Raw genomic sequence first — 20,936 nt, forward strand, 5'->3', positions numbered from 1 at the left:
CATGAAACGCAGGCACAGCCTCTGGCTTTTCATCGGCTGCGCTGCGCTTTCCGTCGCGCCGGCGGCAACGGCAAAGGAGAGCGCGCCCGCGCCGACCGCCGCTGGCGCGACATCCTCGCCACCCCCAAAAGCCGCGCCGCGCACGATCCTGTTTATCGGCAACAGCTTTACGCAGGGCGCCCATTCGGCCGCCCGCAACTGGGGCGCGGGCAAGGTGACCGACCTTAATGGCGCCGGCTATGGCGGCGTCCCCGCCCTGTTCAGAACCTTCTGCGAGCAGGCCGGGCTGGACTTTGATGTGACCCTGGAAACCCAGGGCGGAAAATCACTCGGCTTTCATTATGACGAGCGCCGCGCTCTGTTCGACCGGTCGTGGGACGTCGTCGTGCTGCAGGAATTCAGCACCCTCGATCGCGACAAGCCGGGCGATCCCGGCAAATATATGCGCGACGTCGACCGGCTGGCGACCTTTTTCCGGAAACGCAATCCGGCGGTCGATATCCGGCTCGCATCGACCTGGACCCGCGCCGACCAGACCTACCAGCCCGGCGGCCATTGGTACGGCAAACCGGTGAACGCGATGGCCGAAGACCTGCGCGCCGCGGCCGACCGCGTGCGCGCTTCCAATGCGGCCGTCACGGGCATTCTCCCGATCGGCCAGGCATGGAGCAGAGCGATGAGCGCGGCCGTCGCGGACCCCAATCCTTACGACGGGATCAGCTTTGGCCAGCTCGATCTATGGAGCTATGACCATTATCACGCGAGCGTCGCGGGCTATTATCTGTCGGCGCTGGTAACCTTCGGCGCGATCACCGGTATCGATCCCTCCACCCTGGGGCCGCGTGAACGAGGCGCCGGAGAACTCGGGCTGAGCCCCGCGCAAACGACCGCGCTGCAACGTGTCGCCAGCGACGAACTCAAAAACCTGAAGTAAAAGCCGTTCCCGCACGCCGCGAATATCATCTGGAACACGCGCACCGAACGCGATGCGCTGGCGAGCGACATGGAACAGCTGGCCCCGCTTCCCGTCGTCGCGCTGCACCCCGTGATCATCGCCGACTATCGCGATCAGGTGGCGAAACGGAACGCTGCCCGCGCCGAAAACCCCGAAGCGCGCCTGGAAGCGATCCAGAAACTGCGCGGCCTGATTGAAAGCGTCACCGTCCAGCCAAAGACCACCAGCACAACGGGCGTGACGATCGAAGGGGCCGGCAGGCTCCATTCCATGCAGGAACTCGCCACCGGCGCGCCCACGCGCGCAACAATATATGGTAACGATGGAGCGGGCGAAGGGATTCGAACCCTCGACCCCAACCTTGGCAACTTGCCGTTCTACCTTTTCGATACCTTCCAATACTACGCTATGTCCCTATTTTTCCACTATTTGTTGAAAATGTATCCGACCTATTGTATCCTGCGGCTGTCCCCTTTTTCCACGAATCTGGAGACACATTGGAGACATAGGCGAATTTTGGGGCTGTGTCTCCAACAGGAGGTGCGAATGCCGATAGTGAAGTTGACTAAGCGGGCCATAGACGCCCTCGGTCCGCCAAAAGCGAAACAACTCATTCTGTGGGATACCGAGGTAAAGGGCTTCGGTCTTCGGATCATGGCGTCCGGCATCAAGACCTTTGTCGTTCAGTATCGAAATGCCGAGGGCATTAAGCGTCGTATGAACCTTGGGCGCTTTGGCGTGCTGACTGTCGACAGGGCTCGCGATCTCGCGAAACTGAAACTGGCTGAGGTCATTGTTGGAGAAGATCCCGCCGACAAAGTCCGCCAGGTTCGCAAGGGTATGACGGTTTCCGAGATGTGCGACTGGTATCTCGAAGAGGCTCGGGCCGGGAACATTCTCGGCCGAAAGAACGTCCCCATCAAAACATCGTCGCTCGACTTGGATGAGAGCCGCATCCGCACGCATATTGGCCCGCTGATCGGCAACCGGATCGTCAAGCATCTGACAATTGCGATTGTCGAGCAGATGCAGACCGACGTGAAGAACGGGAAGACTGCAAAGCCCCGGACGGGAGGCCGTGGCGGAAAGGCAACCGGTGGCCCCGGCGTCGCGGGTCGCTGCGTCGGCACGCTCCAGGCGATCCTCGGCCACGCCAAGCATAAGGGCCTGCTCGATACGCATCCCACGCTTGGCGCCAAGAAACTCGCCGGAAAGAAGAGAACACGGCGACTGAGCACCACTGAGATCGAGATGCTCGGAAAGGCAATCGCCTATGCCGAGGCGAACGGGGAAAATCCGGTCGCCCTTGGCGTGCTGCGCACATTGCTCCTGACCGGCTATCGCCGTCAGGAAGGCCAAGCGATGCATCGCAGCTGGCTGCACCCCGATCGCGGCTATGTCATGTTTCCCGATACCAAGGGCGGCGCGCAAGTCCGCGCAATCGGGCCCGCCGCAATCCGTGTGCTCGAGGCGCAGGCGGAAATTGCCGGCAACACGCATCTGTTTCCATCGGCGATTGGCGACGGCCCGTTCACTGCGGTCAGCGATTGCCTGAAGCGGGTGTGCGGCCTGGCAGGGATCAAAGGCGTGACGCCGCATACGCTTCGTCACACCTTCGGAAGTGTCGCCGGCGACCTCGGATTTTCGGAACTCACAATTCGCGCCATGCTGGGCCATGCCTCGCAGAATGTGACGCAGGACTATGTCCATATCGACGAAGCACTAAAGCTGGCGGTGGAGCGAACATCCGACGAGATCGCACGATTGCTGGCGCGCGGCGCCGAGAAACAACAGACTATGCAACTCGCAGCCTAGTTGCCCGGGCACTCAAGGTGTTGGCGCCGCGATAGAAAAGCAGCCACCCTCAACCAATTGAATCGTATTTTTCCGAATGGGTCTTGACGGATGCCGAGCAGCGCGTCGACCGCTATTCGGAGCGGAAAGACCGCCACGAGCCTGTCATCAAGCCGGCCGAGATGGCGGGTTTTCCGGGGACACGATATTTTTTCCTTCGCCCGTTCAGCCGGTTGGAATTTCCCCGCACCAACCTGTATAGACGGGTTATGGAATTCAACCCACGCACAGCCAGAAGCGGTTCAAACAATTCAAAAGGTTCAGCCGGTTCCCGGCCAGACGAAGCCGAGGACAAGGACAGCCGCGCTGCGCCACGCTATGCGGCAATCAAGCAAAGCATTTGCGACGCCGTTCGGGACGGCCACTTAAAGCCCGGCGACCGTGTTCCTTCGGAAGCTGAACTGGTGCAGCAGTTCGACGTATCGCGCATGACCGCGAACCGGGCCCTCCGCGAGCTGCAGGCTGCGGGCATATTGGTTCGCCGCGCCGGTAGCGGGTCGTTTATTGCGGAGCCGAAACCGATCGGCCAGATTATCGAAATCCGAAATATAGCGGAAGAGATACGCGAGCGCGGTCATGTTTACCGTGCCCGTGTCGTGCAGAATGACGAGATCCGGGCCAATGCCGAAATGGCGGCGCTTTTGGAAGTGCCGGTCGGAACGAAATTGTTCCACTCGATCATCGTCCATCACGAAGCGGAATTCCCGATCCAGCTCGAAGAGCGCTTTGTGCTCGCGTCGGCTGCCCCCGACTATGGAAAGATGGACTTCACGCAGACGACGCCGAACGAGTATCTGACACAAACCGCGCCGCTCGAACGGGTCGAGCACCGCGTCCGCGCGGAGATGCCCGATGCGCGAACGCACGGCATGCTGGGGCTGTCGGATGCCGAACCGGTGCTGCGGATGACGCGCCGGACGTGGAGCCACTCACGCCTCGTCAGCCACGCCTGGCTGACGCATCCCGGCTCGCGCTTCGAACTCTCGGCCGCCTTTTCGATCGACGATTGACTACCGGTCGTCAGGCTGTGCTGCGGGTCACCACAGGCTTGCGGCGCCGACGCAACCAGCGGAAATCGGCGCGGCTGAAGCTTTTGAAGAGCAGATAGAAGCCGGTCCCGGAAAGCCATAGCGCGCCAAAGGCGACGAAGATGATCAGCGGGTGATTGAAGCTCTTCCGGTTCACATAATCCATATTGTGAAGCATCCAGAAAAAGTCCCATGTCCGCCAGGTATCGCCGCGCATCACGAGGAAGCGCGCCGTATCAAGCGAGACATAAGCGCTGCTGTTCTCCGCGTCGGCAAAGTCGACGCGCCACATCGCCCCGTCATGATCGCGCGCTTCGAGGTTCGCCTTGGCGAGTATGCTGACCCTCTGGATCGGCGCTTCGTTCATCATCGACGCGACCTCGCGCGCCATGCCCTCATCGACGCGCATGTCCTTACCGGTGGTGGCATCAACGAGGCGGATGCCCTTGGTGGTACGAAGCTCGTAGACCGGCCGGGCGCCGAGATCGCGCAAGAGAACTCCCGTGACAGGTTCGCCGCGCGGCAAGGCGGCGACGTCGAAATATTCGCCGGCCGGCAAAGGATGCGCATGCGACATCCCGCCGCCGTGTCCGCCGACCTTGTCCTTGTCGAGGAGCGCCATGACCGAGCCGCTCAAGGCCCAGAGCAGGAACTGGAGTCCGAGGATAAGCCCAACCCATTTGTGGATGCGGCGGAAAAAGAGCGGCGTCAGCCGGATGCGTTTCATGCCGTCTTCTTCTTTCGGCGCTTGAAGGACCAGATCAGCAGCCAGGCGCCGGTCAACGCCATGGCAAAGGCGCTCCAGGTCGCGACGCGGAGCAGCGGGTTGTTGACGTCGGTCCGCTCGTCATAATCCATGATGTGGAGCATCCAGGCAAAGTCGAAGACGCGCCAGAGTGCATGGCGGCGCGAAACCAGCTCGCCCGTCTGCGGCGACAGATAGAGCGTCGGGCGGTTCCAGCCGGTGAATTCGACCTGCCAATAGGGCGGCTTGCGCGACTGCATTTCCTGCGGCGCCTTGGTCAGCAACCGCACAGACACGATCTGGCCGTCGCCGGTGTAGATGCGCCGCGCCTGCTCGCGGACCTGGGACTCGGTCAGAGCAGGCAGCGGCGCGCCCGTGCGGGCATCGAACAACCGCGGTCCGTCGGGGGTTTCGGCCCGCCAGACGGGCGCCTCGGCAAATCGCTGCAAGCGAATTTCTGAAGCCCCGGGAGCGGCCGCGACGATTTTCGACGGCGGCGCCAGACCCGACAGGTCGAACGGCCGGGCCGCGGGAGCGTGTACCAGATGGTCGCCGTGAATGGTGTCGATGTGGACAACCACCATATAAAAGCCCGTCAGCGTCCAGAGCAAAGCCTGGACGCCGACCACCAGGGCCAACCATTTATGCGTTCGCCGTACAAGCAACGGCCAGCGGATAGCCATGACGATAGCCTCAGAATGCCGTCCGGAAGCCGACATAGAAGCGGCGCCCAAGCAGGTCATAGGTCATCGTGTCGGTGTTCGCATCGGTAAAGCTCTGGATGTAGGGCGCCTTGCGGTCGAAGAGATTGTCGACGCCGACCTGGAAACGCGTCTTCTCGTCGATCTCGAACGCAACCTGGAGATTGTGATAGAAGACGTTGGGGGTGCTGTAGCCGATGTCACCCGGTGCCGCGTTGAAGTCGGTCGCCTTGCCGATCCACTGGGTCGACCAGGTCGCGCTGACGCCGTCCTTCTCGGCGGTCAGCACACCATAGCCGCGCCATTTCGGATAACCGCCGTTGCCGCCGCCGATGAAGCCGTCGAAATCGATCGGTGCGCCGCCCGGGAAGGGCAGCACGACATATTTGTTGAGATAGGTCAGGTTGACGTCGAACGAGACATTCACGCTGCCGATGTTGTTATTATAGACGAGTCCGAGGTCGAGCCCGTTCATTTCCTCGCGGCCGGTGTTGATCGGCTGGGCGGACAGGAAGGTGACCTCGCCTGTCAGCGGACTGCGCGTGAAATCTTCGCAGAAGGGATGCGAGAGATTCTGGCTCGCATAGCAGATACCGAGCTTGGTCGAACCGGGAATGGCGCGGATCGCATCTTTGATCTTGATGTCGAACCAGTCGGCGGTGAGCGACAGGCCCGGAATGAGCCCCTTCGGCGAGATCACGGTGCCGACGGTCCAGGTCGTCGAGCTTTCGGGCTTCAGATTCTCGTTGCCGCCCACTGTCGTCAGGATCGTCGTACCCAATTGGACATAGTTCGCTGGCACGCCCGACGCCTGACAATTGGCGATCAGCGTCGCATTGCCGCTCGTCGCATAGCGCGAGCACGGATCGGTCGTGGTCAAATTGCCTTCGGACACGCCGCCGAACAGTTCGGGGACGTTGGGAATTCGGAAGCCGGTGCCATAGGTGCCGCGCAGGCGGAAGCTGTCGTTGATGACCCAGTCGAGGCTCGCCTTATAGTTCCAGTCGCTGCCGAACAGGTCATAGTCCGAATAGCGCACCGCGCCGCCCGCCGTCAGCGCCTGGAAGAAGGGCGCATCGGCAAGGATCGGCACCGACAGTTCGAGATAGGCCTCCTTCGCGGTGCTCGTTCCGGAGATTGGGTCCTGCTGGTTGGTGTTGGCAATCCCGAGCACCGTCAGCGGATCGGGATCGCGCCAGCCCTTTTCCTTGCGATAGACGACACCCGCCGCGAAGGAGACGGGCCCCGCAGGCAGCTTGAACAGATCGCCGTTGAGATCGGCCGTGAACGTCGCGAGCTCGTTGCCGCCTCGGTCGCGCGAGGTGAAGAGGATATAATCGAGAACCTCGGGCGTCAGATCGCCGAAGCCGAGATAATCGGCGCACGGAATCGAAGCGCCCGCGGCCAGGCTACATTTGCTGGTGTCGAGCGTGTTGGCGACGCGCTCGAGATTGGCGATGTTGGTCGACCCGTCGACCGCGGTATTGCGGCCGAAGCTGCCCGCGACTTCCCAGCCCCAGTCGTTCGACAGCTTGCCGCGCAGTCCAAAGGTGCCCTGCCAGGTATCGGTTTCCTGAAAGAACTGGCGCGCACCCGGTTCGGCGAGGCGGCGCTGGATGAGGACGATATTCTGGCCGGTCGGGTTGGTGGGGTTGCTCGCCGCGATCGACAGGTTGCGCAGCGTGCCGGGCGTCGCGATCTGGTTCGACTTGCGGAACGTGTAAAGGAATTCGCCGAACGCCTCGATATTGTCGGTCAGGTCATAGTCGGCGAAGAAGGCGGTGCTGACGCGCTCGACGGGGCTGACGGCGTTGAGGAACGGGGCCGAATTGAAATTATGCTTCGCCGCGCTGTAGGGCTCGAAGAAATTTCCGTTGCCGCCGAGCACCTGGTTGAAGTTGATTTGCTGGCCGTTCGGCAGCACCGCGCGTCCGCCGATCGTCGATGCGCTGTTGACGCAGCCAAGTGTGCCGGGGGTGGTTTCGGCCAGCGAACAGGGCGCGCGGGTCGCCATGTTTACGGCGCTGGTCTTCTGGTAGGTTACCGCGGCCATGAAACCGCCGCGGTCGTTGCGCATGCCCCAGATCAGGTCTGCGGTGAAATCCGAGCCATCACCCTTTTCGGTGATCCCCTGCCGCGCGCTGATCCCAAGACCTTCATAGTCGGTCCGGGTGACGAGGTTGACGACGCCCGCCATCGCATCGGCGCCATAGATCGCCGACGCGCCGTCCTTGAGGACGTCGGTGCGCGCGAGCGCGACGACCGGGATCATGTTGAGGTCGGGCGACGAGTTCGCGCCCGTGCCGCCGGCGACGAGGCGGCGGCCGTTGAGCAGCACGAGGGTGCGCTTGATGCCGAGACCACGCAGATTGACCTGCGCGGTGCCGTAGCCGTTGCCAGTCCAGTAGGCCGAAGTCTGGTTGCCCGCGAAGCCCGCATTGGCGGGGAGGCGCTGCAGCACCGTCTCGATATTCACGACCCCGGTGTTCTCGATCTGCTCGGCCGAAACGACCGTCGCCGGCCCAACGCCCGCGAGATCCTGCCGGCGGATACGCGACCCGGTCACCACGATATCGCTGCCGCTGCTCGCGCTATCCGCTCCGGCCTCGGGTGCCGACTCGCTTTGAGCGAGGGCTGGCGCCGAAACGCCCGCAAAAACCGCAGCGCCGGCAAGCAAAACTGTCCTGAACTTCATGGCGAAACCCCCTTCTGGTTGCGTTATGCACCGGAGAGAGCATCAAATGTATATACAGGTCAACAGAAAATTGTCTTAAAGATCAATATCTTAGATGAAGATACACGACCCATAGCCGGTGAGTATAATACGCACCCGAAGCATCTACCCCTCACCGGAAAATGACTTTTTTTTGATGTCGCGCCTCGGCGCCCCAAATTGGCCCCGCCCTAAGCGGAAAAGATCGACGCCTTGCCCTGCATGTCGAACGCCATCACATCGAAAGCGTCCTGGCTCCCATCGGGCATTTCCATGCCCGGCGAGCCCCGCGGCATGCCGGGAACGGCGATCCCCCGGATGTTGCGCGGCTTGTCACGGAGCAGCTTTGCGACATGCGGCATCGGCACATGACCTTCGATCGCATAGCCGGCAACGATCGCGGTGTGGCACGACGCCAGGTCGGGCGGAGCGCCATAGCGTTCCTTCACTGCGGCCATGTCAGCGCGACTCTCGACAGTCACGTTATAGCCAGCCTTGCGTGCGATATCGGCCCACGCCTCGCAGCAGCCGCATTCGGGGTCGCGGTAAACGAGCATCGCCTGGCTCCCGCCGCTGCTTGCCGGCAAAGCGGCCCCCGCCGTATCCGTTCCGGCAGCAGGCCGCCGATCGCATCCAACAAGCGCGGCACCGCCTGCAACGGCGAACAAGCCAAGAAGGCTTCGCCGGCTGTAATTTGAGGTCGGCGTCATTTTCGGTCCAATATTCGCTTCATCTGGTCGATCTCTGCCTTTTGGCCCGCAATGATGCCGCGGCACAATTCAAGCACCTCGGGGTCCGAGAGGCGGGCTTGCTCGCACATGAGGACAGCGCCCGAATGATGCGGGATCATCGACCGCAGGAAGGCCTGGTCGCCGATCGTGGTCTGCGTGCGAATGAGCCCGAAGCTGCCAAAGAAGGCGAGCGCCGCTCCGCCCAAAAGGAGGATGTTTCGGCGCTTGTCAGGAAACATGTCGGGCATGGCGATGATCATCAGGACGACCATCGGCGCCACCATCATGAGCGTCATATAGGCCATGTTGAGATTGTTGTAGAAGCTCGACAGACGATCAATCATCACGAACATGACGAGATACATGATAACGGCGCCGACGAGCGTTTGCCAGGCGAGGCTTCGATAAGCTGACTTCACGGCAATTCTCCTATCTGTTGCCCCGCCGCGAGTTAGAACCAGACCCGCACCCCTGCGACCAGGCTGACGCTGCTTGGGTCTTCCCCTGCGGCCCGCGTGAAACGGGCCGTATCGCCGACCTTGCGTTCCCATTCGACTCCGACATAGGGGGCGAATTCCTTGACGATTTCGTAACGCAGGCGCAGCCCGAGCTCCACGTCGGACAAGCCGGACCCGACCCCGATTTCGGGAACATCTTGTAACGCGAAATTCAGCTCGGCTATCGGCTGGAGGATCAGTTTCTGGGTGATGCGCTGGTCATAATAGCCTTCAAGCCGGCCGTGCAGATCGCCCTTGTTCGACAAGAACAGGGCGCCCTCGACCTCGAACCAATAGGGCGCGAGCCCCTCGAAGCCCACTGTCGCATAGGTGCGATCGGGACCGGGTCCGAGATCCTGCCGAATGCCGGCCTGGGCGTTGAAATAGGGGCCGACGGCACGGCTGTAGAGCAATTGCGTCTCGGTGCCTTCGATGCCCTCGCCAAAAACCCCCTCGCCTTCGCTTTTGACGGTGAGCCGATTGATATCGCCACCATACCAGGCTTCGCCGTCCCAGCGAAAGCCGTCATGCCCTTTGCGCGCCTGATATTCGGCGAGGTTGAAACTGATGAAGGCGATTTTCTGCGCGCCATTTTCTTCCATCATCGCATGGCGCGAATGCTCCATTTCGGCCTTGGGATAGATGCGGTCGGCATACCAGTCGCTGGGCGGCGCCGGCGCGGCGGCATCGCCCGGAGGCAAGTCGGTGCCGCTCGCCCCGCCCATTCCGGCCATGCCTTCCATCGGTTCCATCGACGCGTCCTTCGGCGTGCAATGGCCCATCTTGGCATGTTCGGGCGGACAGTCGGGATCGGCCGGGGCCACCGTGCCTTGGTCCATCGCGCCCATGTCCGGCATTTCCGCGCTCGAGCCGTTGTCCGAAGACTTTGCCTCGGGCGTGCAATGGCCCATCGCCGCATGCTCGGGAGCGCAACTTGCATCCTTGGGTTTCATATCCATGCCGCCATGATCCATCTCGGGCATCGGCGCGGGTTCGGATTGCGGCGGCGGAGCCGGCTGCGGCTTGGCAGCTGGCTTCTTCGGCTCGGCCGGCATGGTCATGCCCGGCATCGACGAATGATCCATCGACTGCGCGGTGGCGGGAACGGCGAAAGCGAGCGCGGCGGTGCCGGCGAGGAAAAGCGAAGCGCGGGTCATGCCGCGTCTCCCTTCGGACGGACGCTGACGACGCGCATCATCCCGGCGTGCATATGGTAGAGCATATGACAGTGGAACGCCCAGTCACCGAGCGCGTCGGCGGTGAAATCGAAGCTGGCGGTGCCTCCGGGCTGAACGAGAACCGTATGCTTGCGCGGCGAGCGATCGCCCTTGCCCGTGACCAGTTCGAAGAAATGGCCATGGAGGTGGATGGGATGGCTCATCATCGAATCGTTGATGAGGTTGATCCGCACCCGCTCACCCTCGATGAAGGGGATCGGCTCATGATGGTCGGACATCTTGACGCCATCGAACGACCACATGAACCGCTCCATATTGCCGGTCAGATGAATGTCGAGCGAGCGTTCGGCGGCGCGCACATCGGGATTGCGCTCGAGCGCCACCAGATCATGATAGGTGAGCACCTTGTGCCCGACATTTTCGAGCCCCTGCCCCGGCTCGCCCATGCGATCGACCGGCATCGGCGAGATGGTCTGGACACTCGGGTCGCGTTTGACCTGCGGGGCGACGTCGAAATCGCGCATGCTGTGCTGCATTCCGCCACCCGATCCATGATCCATCCCCGCCATCGCGCCGCCTTCGGCCGCGGGCGTGCAATGGCCCATCTTGGCATGTTCGGGCGAGCAGGCAGGATCGCTTGCGGGCATTGGCATGGCCCCCGTGGCGCCACCGCCCGAATGGTCCATTCCCGCCATGGAACCGCCTGACATGTCCATGTCGCCCATCCCCATGTCCTTCATGGTCGCGAGCGGGCGTTCGCGCAGCGGCGGGACGTCGGCGGCCATGCCGGCGCGCGGCGCAAGCGTCGCACGCCCCATGCCCGAGCGGTCGTTGGCTTCGGCGACAAGCGTATAGGCGCGGTCCTCGACCGGCGTGACAATGACATCGTAAGTTTCCGCAACGGCGATCTGGAACTCGTCGATTTCGGTTGGGACGACGTTGAGCCCGTCGGCCTGCACGACGGTCAGCCTGAGGCCCGGAATGCGCACGTTGAAGATCGTCATCGCCGAGGCGTTGATGATCCGCAGCCGCACCCGCTCGCCGGGATTGAAGAGCGCGGTCCAATTGTCGCGCGGGCCATGGCCGTTGACGAGGAAGCTATAGGTCGATCCGTTGACATCGGCGACGTCGGTCGGATCCATGCGCATCTTGCCCCATTCGATGCGTTCCTTCAGTGATTGGTCCTTGCCGGCCAGGAGACCGGAAAGCGTCTGTCGCTGCATGTTGAAATGGCCGGGGTTGACCTTCAACTTGCGGAAGATCGCCTCGGGAGACAATTGGCTGTGGTCGGACAGGACGACGACATGCTCGCGGTCAAAGCCGATCGGATCGGGACCTGCGGGATCGATGACGATCGGGCCATAATGGCCAAGCTGCTCCTGCAGTCCCGAATGGCTGTGATACCAATAGGTCCCCGACTGGACGACGGGGAATTCGTAAACGAAGTTTGAGCGCGGCTTGATGCCGGGGAAGCTGACGCCCGGGACGCCATCCATCTGGAACGGCAGGATTAGGCCATGCCAATGGATCGAGCTGTCCTCGTCGAGATCGTTGACGACCGTGAGGCGCGCGGTCTGGCCTTCCTTCAGGCGAACGAGCGGCGCGGGCACCGTCCCGTTGATCCCGATCGCTCGGCTGACCTTGCCGTCGATCCGCATCGTCTGGCGCGCGATACGAAGGGTGATGTCATTGCCCGACACCGTCGGCAGCGGCGCGACGATGCCTGGCGACACCGATTGGGCCCACGCCGGAAACCAGGGCGCCAGCGCGGCCACTGTCCCGCCGCCCAATGCACCCGTCACGAAACGACGCCTGTCTATCTGCATAAAATTCCCGGATGTTGCCTTGTCTCTTTAGTCATACGCGGCACGATCGTCCGCCCCTCACCCTCGCAGGCGAAAATCGCCAAATGTCCCGCGCTGCGTTTACTCCGCCGCGTGGGTGGTCGTTTCGCCCAGCAGAGCCTTCAATTTCGCACGGGCCCGGTGAAGCCGCGTCTCCACGGTCTTTTCGCTGACTTGCAGCAGCTCGGCGGTTTCCAACTGGCTTAGATCCTCAACGCCGCGAAGGATGAGGACCTCGCGCAGATTGGGCGCTAGGCGGGACATGGCGGCGCGAACGCGCTCCAGTTCGGTGCGGTCTGCCGCCTCGGCGTCGGGCGCGGGGCCTTCACTCGCGACATCGTGCGCGCTTTCGAGGGGCAGGGCGCGAGAGAAAAAAGACCGAACCGCACGCCGCCGCGCCCAGTCGCGGCATTTGTTGAGCGCGATACGGGATATCCAGACCTGGAAGGGCCGGTCGGCGTCATAGCGGCCAAGCGCCCCAAAGCCCGCGACAAAGCTTTCCTGCGTCAGGTCCATCGCCTCGTCGGGGTCGCCGATATTGTTGCGGATCAGGCGAAACACGGGCGCCTTGTAGCGACTGAGAAATTCCCGATAGGCCTGCTGCTGTCCTGCCCGGGCAAGTGCGGCGAGCTCGCGATCGCTACATTGCGCGAGATCGAGGCTCACCGCGCATCGGCGGTCAGCGCCTTGACCACGCTCTTGTCGAACATCGCGGCCTGGTCGCGATCAAGAACGACGCGCATCGCGAACAGATGCTGGAGCGTTTCCTTCTGCAATTCGCCCATCACGCGGTGGGTCTCGTCGATCGCCTCGGTGACGCGGGGTCCATAGCCATGCTCGGCTTCGATCGCCTGCGCGAGCCGGATATTGGCGGCGCGCATATCGAGCTCGAGCGCATCGCGCCGCTCGGCGAATTTCGCCTCGATCCGGTCGATCTTTACCTGCTGCGCGGACGAGAGTTTCAGCTCCCGATGCAGCAAAGCGTGCAGCTCGGTCTCGCTTGCGCGCGGTGTCTCGACGATGAGCCGCCCGGCGAGCACACCGGCGAGCGCGGCGATGAAAGCGACCAGACCGAAAAGCAGCAAACGGCGCGACGACGTCATCATCGCGAATCCAGGAGGGTCGAGGGGGCCAGCGGGCTGGCCGGAATGAGCGGCGTGATCGGGCTCGCGGCCACGGCCGGCGGAACGATGGCGCTGCCGACGAAGAAACCGCCGCCGAGCGAGACGAAAGCGGCGAGCGCCATCATGCGCCGCATCGCCGACGCCTCGCGCAGCCGTGCCGACAGCGCGACGAGGACACGCTCGTCGAGCGTGTCCAGTGCGCTCGGCACCTTCGCTTCATTCAAAATCCGGAGTTCGTCCATCGGCCTTTCCTGCCAGTCCATCCATAGATCATACGCGCATGATCCCATCACCCCTCAGAAATAATCCAACAACGCGAAACCAATTTGTGAGGGCCGCGCGGCTGGTTTGCGTATTAGCAGGACAGACCCGCAATTGGAGGTTTTAATGTTCAAGTCGTTTCTCCCCTCTGTCACCGCGGCCGTAGCGCTGCTTCTCGTGCCGGGCGTCGCAAGCGCCCACACCAAGCTCGTCGGCTCGACGCCGGCCGCGAATTCAACGGTTTCGAAGGTGACTTCGGTCAATTTGCAGTTCAACGAGAAGGTTATCGCCTCGACGGTGAAGGCCGAACTGGTGATGACCGGGATGCCCGGCATGGCCAATCACGCTCCGATGAAGATCCCCACCACGTCCATGATGGGCAAGGGCGGCAAATCGATGATGCTGATGGTCAAGCGCGCGCTCGTTCCCGGCACCTATAAGGTCAAATGGTCGGCTGCGGGCGCCGACACGCACCGCATGGGTAGCGAATTCAGCTTCACCGTGAAGTAAAAAGAAGGTGGCAGATCTCCTGCTGATGGGTGTCAGGTTCGCGCTGTTCGCGAACCTGATGCTTATTGCGGGGCTTGCCGCTTTCTCACTTTATGCGCTCGGATCCGACGAACGGACGTCAGGCGTCGGAGCGCTCTTCGGGCGCCCGCAGTTTGGGCTCTGCGTCTCGGGCCTGATCCTGTCCTTTGCCGGCATGGCGTTGTTGACCGCGAGCATGCAGGGCGTCGGGGTCCTCGCTATCGACCCCGAGATGTTTCTGACGATGGTCCGGGAGACCGACGTCGGCACCGCATGGCTTGTGCGCATGTTCGCGCTGCTGGTCGCCGGGGCGGCGAGCTTCTGGCTTGGCCGCAATCCCGTCGCTGCGGCATCGGTCCTGAGCGTCGCCGGCTCGGCCGGGCTGGCAACATTGGTCTGGTCGGGCCACGCCGGCGCGTCCGAAGGTATCGTCGGCACCGTGCATCGCGCCAATGACGCGATCCATATGATTGCCGCAGCCGTCTGGTTCGGTGCGATTGCCGCCTTTCTGCTGCTCCTTCGCCCCGGCGACCCACCTGGGACGGAAAGGCTCGCGCTTGCCGCGCGAAGCCTCGACCAGTTCGCGCGCGTCGGGACGCTGTGCGTGCTCGTGATCGCCGCGACCGGACTGGTGAACAGCCAGATTATCATCGGAGTCGAGAATGTCGGGCGATCGATCGTCTCGCCTTATGGTCAGCTTCTCGTCGCCAAGCTCATCCTTTTCGCCGCGATGCTCGCCCTCGCCGCGGTCAACCGCTGGCGACTTACGCCGGCGTTGCAGGCATCGGTCGCCAGCCCCGACGAAATAGGCGCCGATTCGAGTCTCGCCGTGTCGGCGATGCGCCGCAGCCTCGTGCTCGAAGCGTCCGCGGGACTTGCCATTCTCGCGCTGGTCGCATGGTTCGGAACATTGGAACCCTTTGCCGATTGACGGGGTCCGGGTGGCAGGAGGAAAGCACGAGCGATGTCAGATTCGCAGGACAGGAACCCAAGATTTACGCCTGCGGCCGGCTATCATTTCCTCACGCCTTTCTACGACGCCGGCGTCGCGATCACGACGCGCGAGCGCCGGTGGCGCGGCCGGCTGGTCGAGCTTATGGCGCCGGCGCCCGACGACATCATTCTCGATGTGGGTTCGGGCACCGGCAATCTCGCGTTGGCGATCGCGCGGCGCGGCGGAGGCGCGCGCTATCTCGGGATCGATCCAGACGATGCTGCCACCCGAATCGCACGCGAGAAGACAGCCCGGCTCTCGCCCCAGCCGGACTTTCGCGTCGGATTCTTCACGGCCGCGAGCATCGTCGGCTGGCCGATGCCGACCAAAGTCACAATCTGCCTCGTTCTTCATCAGGTCGGCCTCGCCGAAAAGGCCCGCCTGCTCCGCGAGGCCTGGCTTTGCCTCGCACCTGGCGGGCAACTTTATATCGCGGATTATGGCGAGCAGCGCAGCCGCCTGATGCGGATCCTGTTCCGGCTGACGATCCAGCAGCTGGACGGCCGATGGCTGTCTACCGGCGCTCATCGGCGAAGCGGGATTTGAGACTTTATGCGAGGAGCCGGCGTTGAAGACGTTGACGGGCGCAATTTCGATCATGTCTGCGCGCAAACCCATGGCCTGAGGCGTATGAGCAAAAGCGCGAGGGCCTGGCCTTCTGGCTGCGTATCAGAGGTAGCGGCCCGATTCTTCCGCCGCGATCCGCGCGGTTCACCGTCGGGCAAATCCGCGGTGCCCGTTGCCCGGGTCCGGCACGAATGAGCGACAGGAGACGAAGCCATGCAGGAAGATCATCACGCGGCGGTCGAGGATAACGCAACGGTCGATCCGGTTTGCGGCATGACGGTGAATCCCGCAACAACGTCGCATCGCGCGACCCACGCGGGCTTGGACCATTATTTCTGCAGTGCGGGCTGCCTTGCCAAATTCGAGGCCGACCCCGAGCGCTACGCGGCAACGCGGGAAGCGGCACCGGCGATTGCCCCCGAGGGCGCGATCTGGACCTGCCCGATGCACCCGGAGATCCGGCGCTCCGGCCCCGGAAGCTGCCCGATCTGCGGCATGGCGCTCGAACGCGTCATGCCCGAAGCGGTCGCGGGGCCGAGCGAAGAATATCGCGACATGCGACGTCGTTTCTGGATCGGGCTCCTGCTCGCCCTTCCGGTGCTCGCGCTCGAGATGGGCGGCCATCTGACCGGCCTTCATCAATATGTAGACCGCTCGACGAGCAACTGGATTCAGATGTTGCTGGCGACGCCCGTCGTTCTGTGGGCGGGCTGGCCCTTCTTCGAGCGGGCATGGCTCTCGGTCCGAAACAAGAGCCTCAACATGTTCACCCTCATTGCGATGGGGACGGGCGTAGCCTGGGCCTACAGCATGGTCGCGGCCCTCCTGCCCGGGATATTCCCCGGTGCGTTTCGCGCCGCCGACGGTTCGGTCGCGGTCTATTTCGAAGCGGCAGCCGTTATCACGGTGCTTGTCCTGCTGGGACAGGTGCTCGAGCTCAGGGCGCGCGAGACGACAAGCGGCGCAATCCGCGCACTTCTCGACTTGACGCCCAAGCTTGCGAGGCGGGTGCGCGGCGACGGGAGCGACGAGGAAGTCGCACTTGAGGATGTCGCGGTCGGTGATGTGCTGCGCATCCGTCCGGGCGAGAAGGTCCCGGTCGACGGCATCGTGGTCGAAGGCCGCGGCACGGTCGATGAGTCGCTGGTCACGGGCGAATCGATGCCCGTCACAAAGGAGGCCGGCGCCGCGCTGATCGGGGGAACGATCAATCAGACGGGCGGGCTGCTGATGCGCAGCGAGAAGGTCGGCCGCGACACGATGCTCGCCCGCATCGTGCAAATGGTTGCCGACGCGCAGCGCAGCCGGGCGCCGATCCAGCGCCTCGCCGACACCGTTTCTGGCTGGTTCGTTCCCGGCGTCATCGCCGTTGCTGTTGCTGCGTTTATCGTCTGGTCGCTTCTCGGACCGGCGCCCGCGATGGCCTATGGCCTGATTGCGGCCGTCTCGGTGCTGATCATCGCCTGTCCCTGTGCGCTCGGCCTCGCAACGCCAATGTCGATCATGGTTGGCGTCGGACGCGGCGCCGAAGCCGGGGTGCTGATCAAGAATGCCGAAGCGCTCGAACGAATGGAAAAGGTCGATACGCTCGTCGTCGACAAGACGGGGACCCTTACCGAGGGCAAGCCCTCGGTCGTTGCCATCGAAGTCGCAGATGGGTTCGACGAAAATGACCTGCTCGCGATCGCAGCCAGCCTCGAGCGCAGCAGCGAGCATCCTCTTGCGCTCGCGATCGTCAAGGCGGCCGAGGAGCGGGGTCTCGCGCTCGTCGAGCCTTCAGGGGTCGATCAGCCGGTGGGCAAAGGGATCGTCGGCTCGGTCGAAGAGAAGGCGATTGTCCTCGGCAATGCTGCCTTTCTTGAAGAATATGACGTTGACCTCGCCGGGCTTGCCGCGGCGGCCGACCGTCTTCGCGCCGAGGGCGCGACCGCGATCTATATCGCCGTCAACGGCCAAGCGGCCGGCGTCATCGCGATTGCCGATCCCGTCAAGGCAACGACAAGCGAAGCCCTCTCTGCCCTGCGCGCCGCGGGCATAAGGGTCATCATGCTGACCGGCGACAATCGCGTCACCGCCGAGGCGATCGCGCGGCGCCTCGGTATTGCCGATGTCGAGGCCGATGTCCTGCCGGACCAGAAGAGCGCCGTCGTCCAGCGGCTCCGCGCAGAAGGCCGGATCGTCGCCATGGCGGGGGACGGGGTCAACGACGCGCCCGCGCTCGCCGCCGCCGATGTCGGCATTGCGATGGGCTCGGGAACCGACGTCGCGATCGAAAGCGCGGGCGTCACGTTGCTGCGCGGCGATCTTCTCGGCATCGTTCGGGCGCGGCACCTCAGCCATGCGACGATGTCGAATATCCGGCAGAATCTCTTCTTTGCCTTCGCCTATAATGTTGCGGGCATCCCGATCGCAGCGGGCGCGCTCTACCCGCTGTTCGGACTTCTTCTATCGCCGATCATCGCCGCTGCCGCGATGGCGCTCTCCTCGGTCAGCGTCATCGCCAATTCGCTGCGGCTGCGATTCGTGAAAATCTGAGTGAAGCGTCGTCGCGGCCTTGGACGTCGGCCGGCACGCAAATGGGAGAAGAATGATGAGAGGTTTCAAGCAGGCGGCGATCGGGCTCGCGTTGGTCCTGGCCGTTCCCGCGCACGCGGCGGCAGCCCCGGACTATCAGGCCGCGAGCGCGACGCTGGCGCAATATAAGCAGGCGATCGAGAGCCGCGACCTGGCGGGCGTCGAAGCACTGTTCGCGCCCGACGCCCAGATTTTCGAGTCCGGCGGCGTCGAGGGAAATTTCGTCCATTATCGCGACCATCACCTCGCGCCTGAACTGAAAGCGTTCAAGTCCTTCGCCTTTCAGAACTACAAGCTGTCGGTGCGGGGCGAAGGCGATGTGGCCATCGCGACCGAGACCTATTCCTACACGATCGTGCTCTTGAACGGCGAAATGGTCAAACGCGATGGTGTGGCGACGAGCGTCCTCAAATGGACCGACGGCAAGTGGCGGATCCTCAGCCTGCACAGCTCCTCGCGCAAGCCCAAGGCGTAAGGGGTCCTGAAAGCGGTGCAGCTCAGCCCGAACCGATTAGACCTGCTCGAAGGCCGAAATGATCGGGCAGTGGACCGTATCGGCGGCGGCGCATTGGCGCGACAGGCCGACAAGCGCGCGCCGCGCCGCATCGAGTTCGGCAATCGTTTTCTCGATGGCGGTGATGCGCGCGTCGGCAAGCGCGCGCGCGCGGGTCCGATCGGTGGAGGAATCGAGCTCGAGCAGTTCGCCGATCTCGGCGAGCGTAAATCCTGCCGCCTGCGCCGACTTGATGAAACGCAGGCGCCCGAACACGGCCTCATCATAGCGGCGCACGCTTCCTTGCATGCCGCCTCCTTCACGCCGGCCGGGAACCGGAAGGAGGCCCTTGCGCTGGTAGAAGCGAATGGTCTCGACATTCACGCTCGCGCGTTTTGCAAGCTGTCCGATGGTCATGTCACGCAAGGCCTTGACTCCGTACTATGGTACGCAACCTATATGAGAGGGAGCATAAGGGAATCAAGAAAGGTAGAATCATGAATACCCAGCTCCAAGACGCTCGAAGCAGGCAATCCGCGCCCGGCGCACAGGCGGTCGGACGGCCTCGCGCGACGATCTACCGCATGGTGATGGAGCATCATATCTGTCCCTATGGCTTGAAGGCCCTACATCTCTTGCGCAGCCGGGGCTATGAGGTCGAAGACGTCTGGCTGAGGACGCGCGAGGAAACCGATGCCTTTAAGGCGAAGCATGGCGTCGCGACGACGCCGCAGACTTTCATCGAAGGCGAGCGCATCGGCGGTCACGACGATTTGCGGCGCCATTTGGGTCTAAAGGTTCGAGATCCCAAGGCGCTCACCTACACGCCGATCATCGCGCTATTTTCGATCACCGCCCTGATGGCGCTGGCAGCGAGCCAGGCTGTGGCGGGCACGCCGTTTACCGTCCGCGCCGCCGAGTGGTTCATCGGCTTCAGCATGGCGCTGCTGGCCTTTCTGAAGCTGCGCGACATCGAGAGCTTCTCGAGCATGTTTCTGAACTATGACCTTCTCGCAAAGCGCTGGGTTCCCTATGCCACCATCTATCCCTTCGCCGAGGCCCTTGCCGGCATCTTGATGATTTCGGGCGCGCTCAGCTGGATTTCGATCCCGGTCGCGCTCTTCATCGGGACCATCGGCGCCGTTTCGGTGTTCAAGGCGGTCTATATCGACAAGCGCGAGCTCAAATGCGCGTGCGTCGGCGGCGACAGCAACGTTCCGCTCGGCTTCATATCGCTGACCGAGAATCTGATGATGATCGCGATGGCCGTGTGGATGCTGCTCGCGCCCGCCGCCATGGTGATGGGGCAGCGGTAGGCCGGTTCGGGTGTAACCGGGGCGGGGCTGCCGGCGAATTGCAGTGCAGCTCCGCCTCCCCAATTTCGAATTGACGCGGCTTTCGACTAGGATCATGCATCGACCCGTGAAACGCTGGCTTTCCTTCCTGCTCCTGTTCGGAGCCATGCTGGGCCTTCTCGCTCAGGAAGTCGCGTTCGCGTCGGCGCCTGCCATTGCCATGGCCGACACCGTGATCGCGGCGCCCGCCATGAGCGACGAATGCGCGGAAATGATGAGGGTCGACAAATCCGACCCCGACAAACCGTGTCAGGGCCTGACACTCGACTGCATCGCGAAGATGGGCTGCGCCCTGCCGCTTGCGGTGGCCACGCCGGCGGCGTCGATCGCGACGTTCGACCACCGAGCGGGACCGGTCGACCAGCTCCCGATCACGCGACTTTTTGGTCGCACCCTCGGTCCCGAGCCCGAACCGCCTCTATTCCCCGGCTGAAACGCGCGATGCGCGGCGACTGGTTTCGCCGCCCATCCTCCTGCATTTCAACCGAGGATATTCACCATGAAGATGATATTTGCGACGGCCGCAGCGCTTGCGGCTATCACCACGGCCCCGTCCTTCGCCCAGGAGGCGGCAGGCGGCCATTATGAATGGCAGTTCCGTCAGGTTCCTGGCCCGAACAAGTCGGGCATCGCGCCGCGCGAGCGCGTCTGGGTCAAAGACAAGACCGCACAGATGGCCAATTGCGACTGCGACATGATGAAGGCCGACGCGGCCGACTGCATGAAGGCCATGCACGGACTGCATTCATCACCCGCCAAGGGCTGACGGTCCCGTCCCCCGGCCTGCGGGCCGG

The 20,936-nt window shown here is 63.2% G+C and carries 22 protein-coding genes; 11 read left to right on the forward strand and 11 right to left on the reverse strand.

The features are described from left to right. Window position 1 precedes the first annotated feature (1 nt). The 3 genes from FFS68_RS08425 (at window position 2) to hutC (ending at window position 3,819) form a co-directional block, all read left to right on the forward strand. Entirely contained in the window at window positions 2-934 is a 933-nt protein-coding gene (locus tag FFS68_RS08425) for a DUF4886 domain-containing protein (RefSeq protein ID WP_249340081.1), read from the forward strand. 567 nt (window positions 935-1,501) lie between these two features. Further along, complete coding sequence (locus tag FFS68_RS08430) at window positions 1,502-2,770, forward strand: site-specific integrase (RefSeq protein ID WP_137752802.1); 1,269 nt, start codon at window positions 1,502-1,504, stop codon at window positions 2,768-2,770. A gap of 83 nt (window positions 2,771-2,853) precedes the next feature. Next, complete coding sequence (hutC, locus tag FFS68_RS08435; protein WP_249340082.1) at window positions 2,854-3,819, forward strand: histidine utilization repressor; 966 nt, start codon at window positions 2,854-2,856, stop codon at window positions 3,817-3,819. Window positions 3,820-3,829: 10 nt separating this feature from the next. Here hutC and FFS68_RS08440 read toward each other — a convergent pair whose 3' ends face one another. The 10 genes from FFS68_RS08440 to FFS68_RS08485 form a co-directional block, all read right to left on the reverse strand. After that, window positions 3,830-4,564 carry a PepSY domain-containing protein gene (locus tag FFS68_RS08440; protein WP_137752747.1) on the reverse strand — a complete coding sequence of 245 codons (735 nt, stop codon included), beginning with the start codon at window positions 4,562-4,564 and terminating at the stop codon, window positions 3,830-3,832. Beyond that, window positions 4,561-5,265 carry a PepSY domain-containing protein gene (locus tag FFS68_RS08445; protein ID WP_137752748.1) on the reverse strand — a complete coding sequence of 235 codons (705 nt, stop codon included), beginning with the start codon at window positions 5,263-5,265 and terminating at the stop codon, window positions 4,561-4,563. Before FFS68_RS08445 ends, FFS68_RS08440 begins: the two co-directional genes overlap by 4 nt. A gap of 10 nt (window positions 5,266-5,275) precedes the next feature. Further along, a complete protein-coding gene (locus FFS68_RS08450; protein ID WP_137752749.1) occupies window positions 5,276-7,978 on the reverse strand; it encodes a TonB-dependent receptor in 2,703 nt (900 codons plus the stop codon). Window positions 7,979-8,187: 209 nt separating this feature from the next. Beyond that, window positions 8,188-8,553: a DUF411 domain-containing protein gene (locus FFS68_RS08455; RefSeq protein WP_249340083.1), complete on the reverse strand. Its 366-nt coding sequence runs from the start codon at window positions 8,551-8,553 to the stop codon at window positions 8,188-8,190. Window positions 8,554-8,702: 149 nt separating this feature from the next. Then, a complete protein-coding gene (locus FFS68_RS08460; protein WP_171003787.1) occupies window positions 8,703-9,092 on the reverse strand; it encodes a DUF305 domain-containing protein in 390 nt (129 codons plus the stop codon). Between the two features lie 86 nt (window positions 9,093-9,178). Then, on the reverse strand, window positions 9,179-10,381 hold the full coding sequence (locus tag FFS68_RS08465) for a copper resistance protein B (RefSeq protein ID WP_137752752.1): 1,203 nt from the start codon (window positions 10,379-10,381) through the stop codon (window positions 9,179-9,181). Next, a complete protein-coding gene (locus FFS68_RS08470; RefSeq protein WP_137752753.1) occupies window positions 10,378-12,228 on the reverse strand; it encodes a copper resistance system multicopper oxidase in 1,851 nt (616 codons plus the stop codon). Before FFS68_RS08470 ends, FFS68_RS08465 begins: the two co-directional genes overlap by 4 nt. A gap of 99 nt (window positions 12,229-12,327) precedes the next feature. Further along, on the reverse strand, window positions 12,328-12,912 hold the full coding sequence (locus FFS68_RS08475) for an RNA polymerase sigma factor (protein ID WP_137752754.1): 585 nt from the start codon (window positions 12,910-12,912) through the stop codon (window positions 12,328-12,330). Then, window positions 12,909-13,349, reverse strand: coding sequence for a periplasmic heavy metal sensor (locus tag FFS68_RS08480; protein WP_137752804.1), 441 nt, complete (start codon window positions 13,347-13,349; stop codon window positions 12,909-12,911). The genes FFS68_RS08475 and FFS68_RS08480 overlap by 4 nt, the downstream gene beginning before the upstream one ends. Beyond that, a complete protein-coding gene (locus tag FFS68_RS08485) occupies window positions 13,349-13,612 on the reverse strand; it encodes a hypothetical protein (RefSeq protein ID WP_137752755.1) in 264 nt (87 codons plus the stop codon). The genes FFS68_RS08480 and FFS68_RS08485 overlap by 1 nt, the downstream gene beginning before the upstream one ends. Window positions 13,613-13,757: 145 nt before the next feature. Between FFS68_RS08485 and copC the strand changes: the two genes are divergently transcribed. The 5 genes from copC to FFS68_RS08510 all read left to right on the forward strand — a co-directional run bounded on the left by copC (window position 13,758) and on the right by FFS68_RS08510 (window position 18,769). Then, window positions 13,758-14,141 carry a copper homeostasis periplasmic binding protein CopC gene (gene copC / locus FFS68_RS08490; RefSeq protein WP_137752756.1) on the forward strand — a complete coding sequence of 128 codons (384 nt, stop codon included), beginning with the start codon at window positions 13,758-13,760 and terminating at the stop codon, window positions 14,139-14,141. Between the two features lie 7 nt (window positions 14,142-14,148). Continuing rightward, on the forward strand, window positions 14,149-15,090 hold the full coding sequence (gene copD / locus FFS68_RS08495; RefSeq protein ID WP_137752757.1) for a copper homeostasis membrane protein CopD: 942 nt from the start codon (window positions 14,149-14,151) through the stop codon (window positions 15,088-15,090). 165 nt (window positions 15,091-15,255) lie between these two features. Next, entirely contained in the window at window positions 15,256-15,699 is a 444-nt protein-coding gene (locus FFS68_RS08500; protein ID WP_249340084.1) for a class I SAM-dependent methyltransferase, read from the forward strand. Window positions 15,700-15,933: 234 nt separating this feature from the next. Then, entirely contained in the window at window positions 15,934-18,255 is a 2,322-nt protein-coding gene (locus FFS68_RS08505; RefSeq protein WP_137752758.1) for a heavy metal translocating P-type ATPase, read from the forward strand. Window positions 18,256-18,307: 52 nt separating this feature from the next. Beyond that, window positions 18,308-18,769: a nuclear transport factor 2 family protein gene (locus FFS68_RS08510; protein ID WP_249340085.1), complete on the forward strand. Its 462-nt coding sequence runs from the start codon at window positions 18,308-18,310 to the stop codon at window positions 18,767-18,769. A 36-nt stretch (window positions 18,770-18,805) separates the two neighbouring features. Here the strand turns inward: FFS68_RS08510 and FFS68_RS08515 are convergent, their stop codons facing one another. Beyond that, window positions 18,806-19,204, reverse strand: a complete 399-nt coding sequence (locus tag FFS68_RS08515) for a MerR family DNA-binding protein (protein WP_137752805.1) — start codon at window positions 19,202-19,204, stop codon at window positions 18,806-18,808. A gap of 167 nt (window positions 19,205-19,371) precedes the next feature. On the opposite strand from FFS68_RS08515, the gene FFS68_RS08520 reads away from it, so the two are divergent. The 3 genes from FFS68_RS08520 (at window position 19,372) to FFS68_RS08530 (ending at window position 20,908) form a co-directional block, all read left to right on the forward strand. Further along, the gene (locus tag FFS68_RS08520; protein ID WP_137752760.1) at window positions 19,372-20,103 is read left to right on the forward strand and encodes a MauE/DoxX family redox-associated membrane protein; all 732 of its coding nucleotides are present in this window, start codon (window positions 19,372-19,374) and stop codon (window positions 20,101-20,103) included. 106 nt (window positions 20,104-20,209) lie between these two features. Beyond that, window positions 20,210-20,575 (forward strand): hypothetical protein, encoded by a 366-nt coding sequence (locus FFS68_RS08525; protein WP_137752761.1) that lies wholly within the window; start codon window positions 20,210-20,212, stop codon window positions 20,573-20,575. A 66-nt stretch (window positions 20,576-20,641) separates the two neighbouring features. After that, window positions 20,642-20,908 carry a hypothetical protein gene (locus tag FFS68_RS08530; protein ID WP_137752762.1) on the forward strand — a complete coding sequence of 89 codons (267 nt, stop codon included), beginning with the start codon at window positions 20,642-20,644 and terminating at the stop codon, window positions 20,906-20,908. Window positions 20,909-20,936: the final 28 nt, after the last annotated feature.

This window comes from Sphingopyxis sp. L1A2A, assembly GCF_005502465.1.
Taxonomy (GTDB): Bacteria; Pseudomonadota; Alphaproteobacteria; order Sphingomonadales; family Sphingomonadaceae; genus Sphingopyxis.

Coding starts and splice junctions, on each gene's coding strand:
- copC (WP_137752756.1), top strand. CDS start 13,758: ATGTTCAAGTCGTTTCTCCCCTCTGTCACCGCGGCCGTAGCGCTGCTT.
- FFS68_RS08480 (WP_137752804.1), bottom strand. CDS start 13,349: ATGACGTCGTCGCGCCGTTTGCTGCTTTTCGGTCTGGTCGCTTTCATC.
- FFS68_RS08440 (WP_137752747.1), bottom strand. CDS start 4,564: ATGAAACGCATCCGGCTGACGCCGCTCTTTTTCCGCCGCATCCACAAA.
- FFS68_RS08455 (WP_249340083.1), bottom strand. CDS start 8,553: ATGCTCGTTTACCGCGACCCCGAATGCGGCTGCTGCGAGGCGTGGGCC.
- FFS68_RS08460 (WP_171003787.1), bottom strand. CDS start 9,092: ATGTATCTCGTCATGTTCGTGATGATTGATCGTCTGTCGAGCTTCTAC.
- FFS68_RS08485 (WP_137752755.1), bottom strand. CDS start 13,612: ATGGACGAACTCCGGATTTTGAATGAAGCGAAGGTGCCGAGCGCACTG.
- FFS68_RS08465 (WP_137752752.1), bottom strand. CDS start 10,381: ATGACCCGCGCTTCGCTTTTCCTCGCCGGCACCGCCGCGCTCGCTTTC.
- FFS68_RS08520 (WP_137752760.1), top strand. CDS start 19,372: ATGGTGATGGAGCATCATATCTGTCCCTATGGCTTGAAGGCCCTACAT.
- FFS68_RS08470 (WP_137752753.1), bottom strand. CDS start 12,228: ATGCAGATAGACAGGCGTCGTTTCGTGACGGGTGCATTGGGCGGCGGG.
- FFS68_RS08450 (WP_137752749.1), bottom strand. CDS start 7,978: ATGAAGTTCAGGACAGTTTTGCTTGCCGGCGCTGCGGTTTTTGCGGGC.
- FFS68_RS08530 (WP_137752762.1), top strand. CDS start 20,642: ATGAAGATGATATTTGCGACGGCCGCAGCGCTTGCGGCTATCACCACG.
- FFS68_RS08500 (WP_249340084.1), top strand. CDS start 15,256: ATGGCGCCGGCGCCCGACGACATCATTCTCGATGTGGGTTCGGGCACC.
- FFS68_RS08510 (WP_249340085.1), top strand. CDS start 18,308: ATGATGAGAGGTTTCAAGCAGGCGGCGATCGGGCTCGCGTTGGTCCTG.
- FFS68_RS08430 (WP_137752802.1), top strand. CDS start 1,502: ATGCCGATAGTGAAGTTGACTAAGCGGGCCATAGACGCCCTCGGTCCG.
- FFS68_RS08505 (WP_137752758.1), top strand. CDS start 15,934: ATGCAGGAAGATCATCACGCGGCGGTCGAGGATAACGCAACGGTCGAT.
- FFS68_RS08425 (WP_249340081.1), top strand. CDS start 2: ATGAAACGCAGGCACAGCCTCTGGCTTTTCATCGGCTGCGCTGCGCTT.
- FFS68_RS08445 (WP_137752748.1), bottom strand. CDS start 5,265: ATGGCTATCCGCTGGCCGTTGCTTGTACGGCGAACGCATAAATGGTTG.
- FFS68_RS08515 (WP_137752805.1), bottom strand. CDS start 19,204: ATGACCATCGGACAGCTTGCAAAACGCGCGAGCGTGAATGTCGAGACC.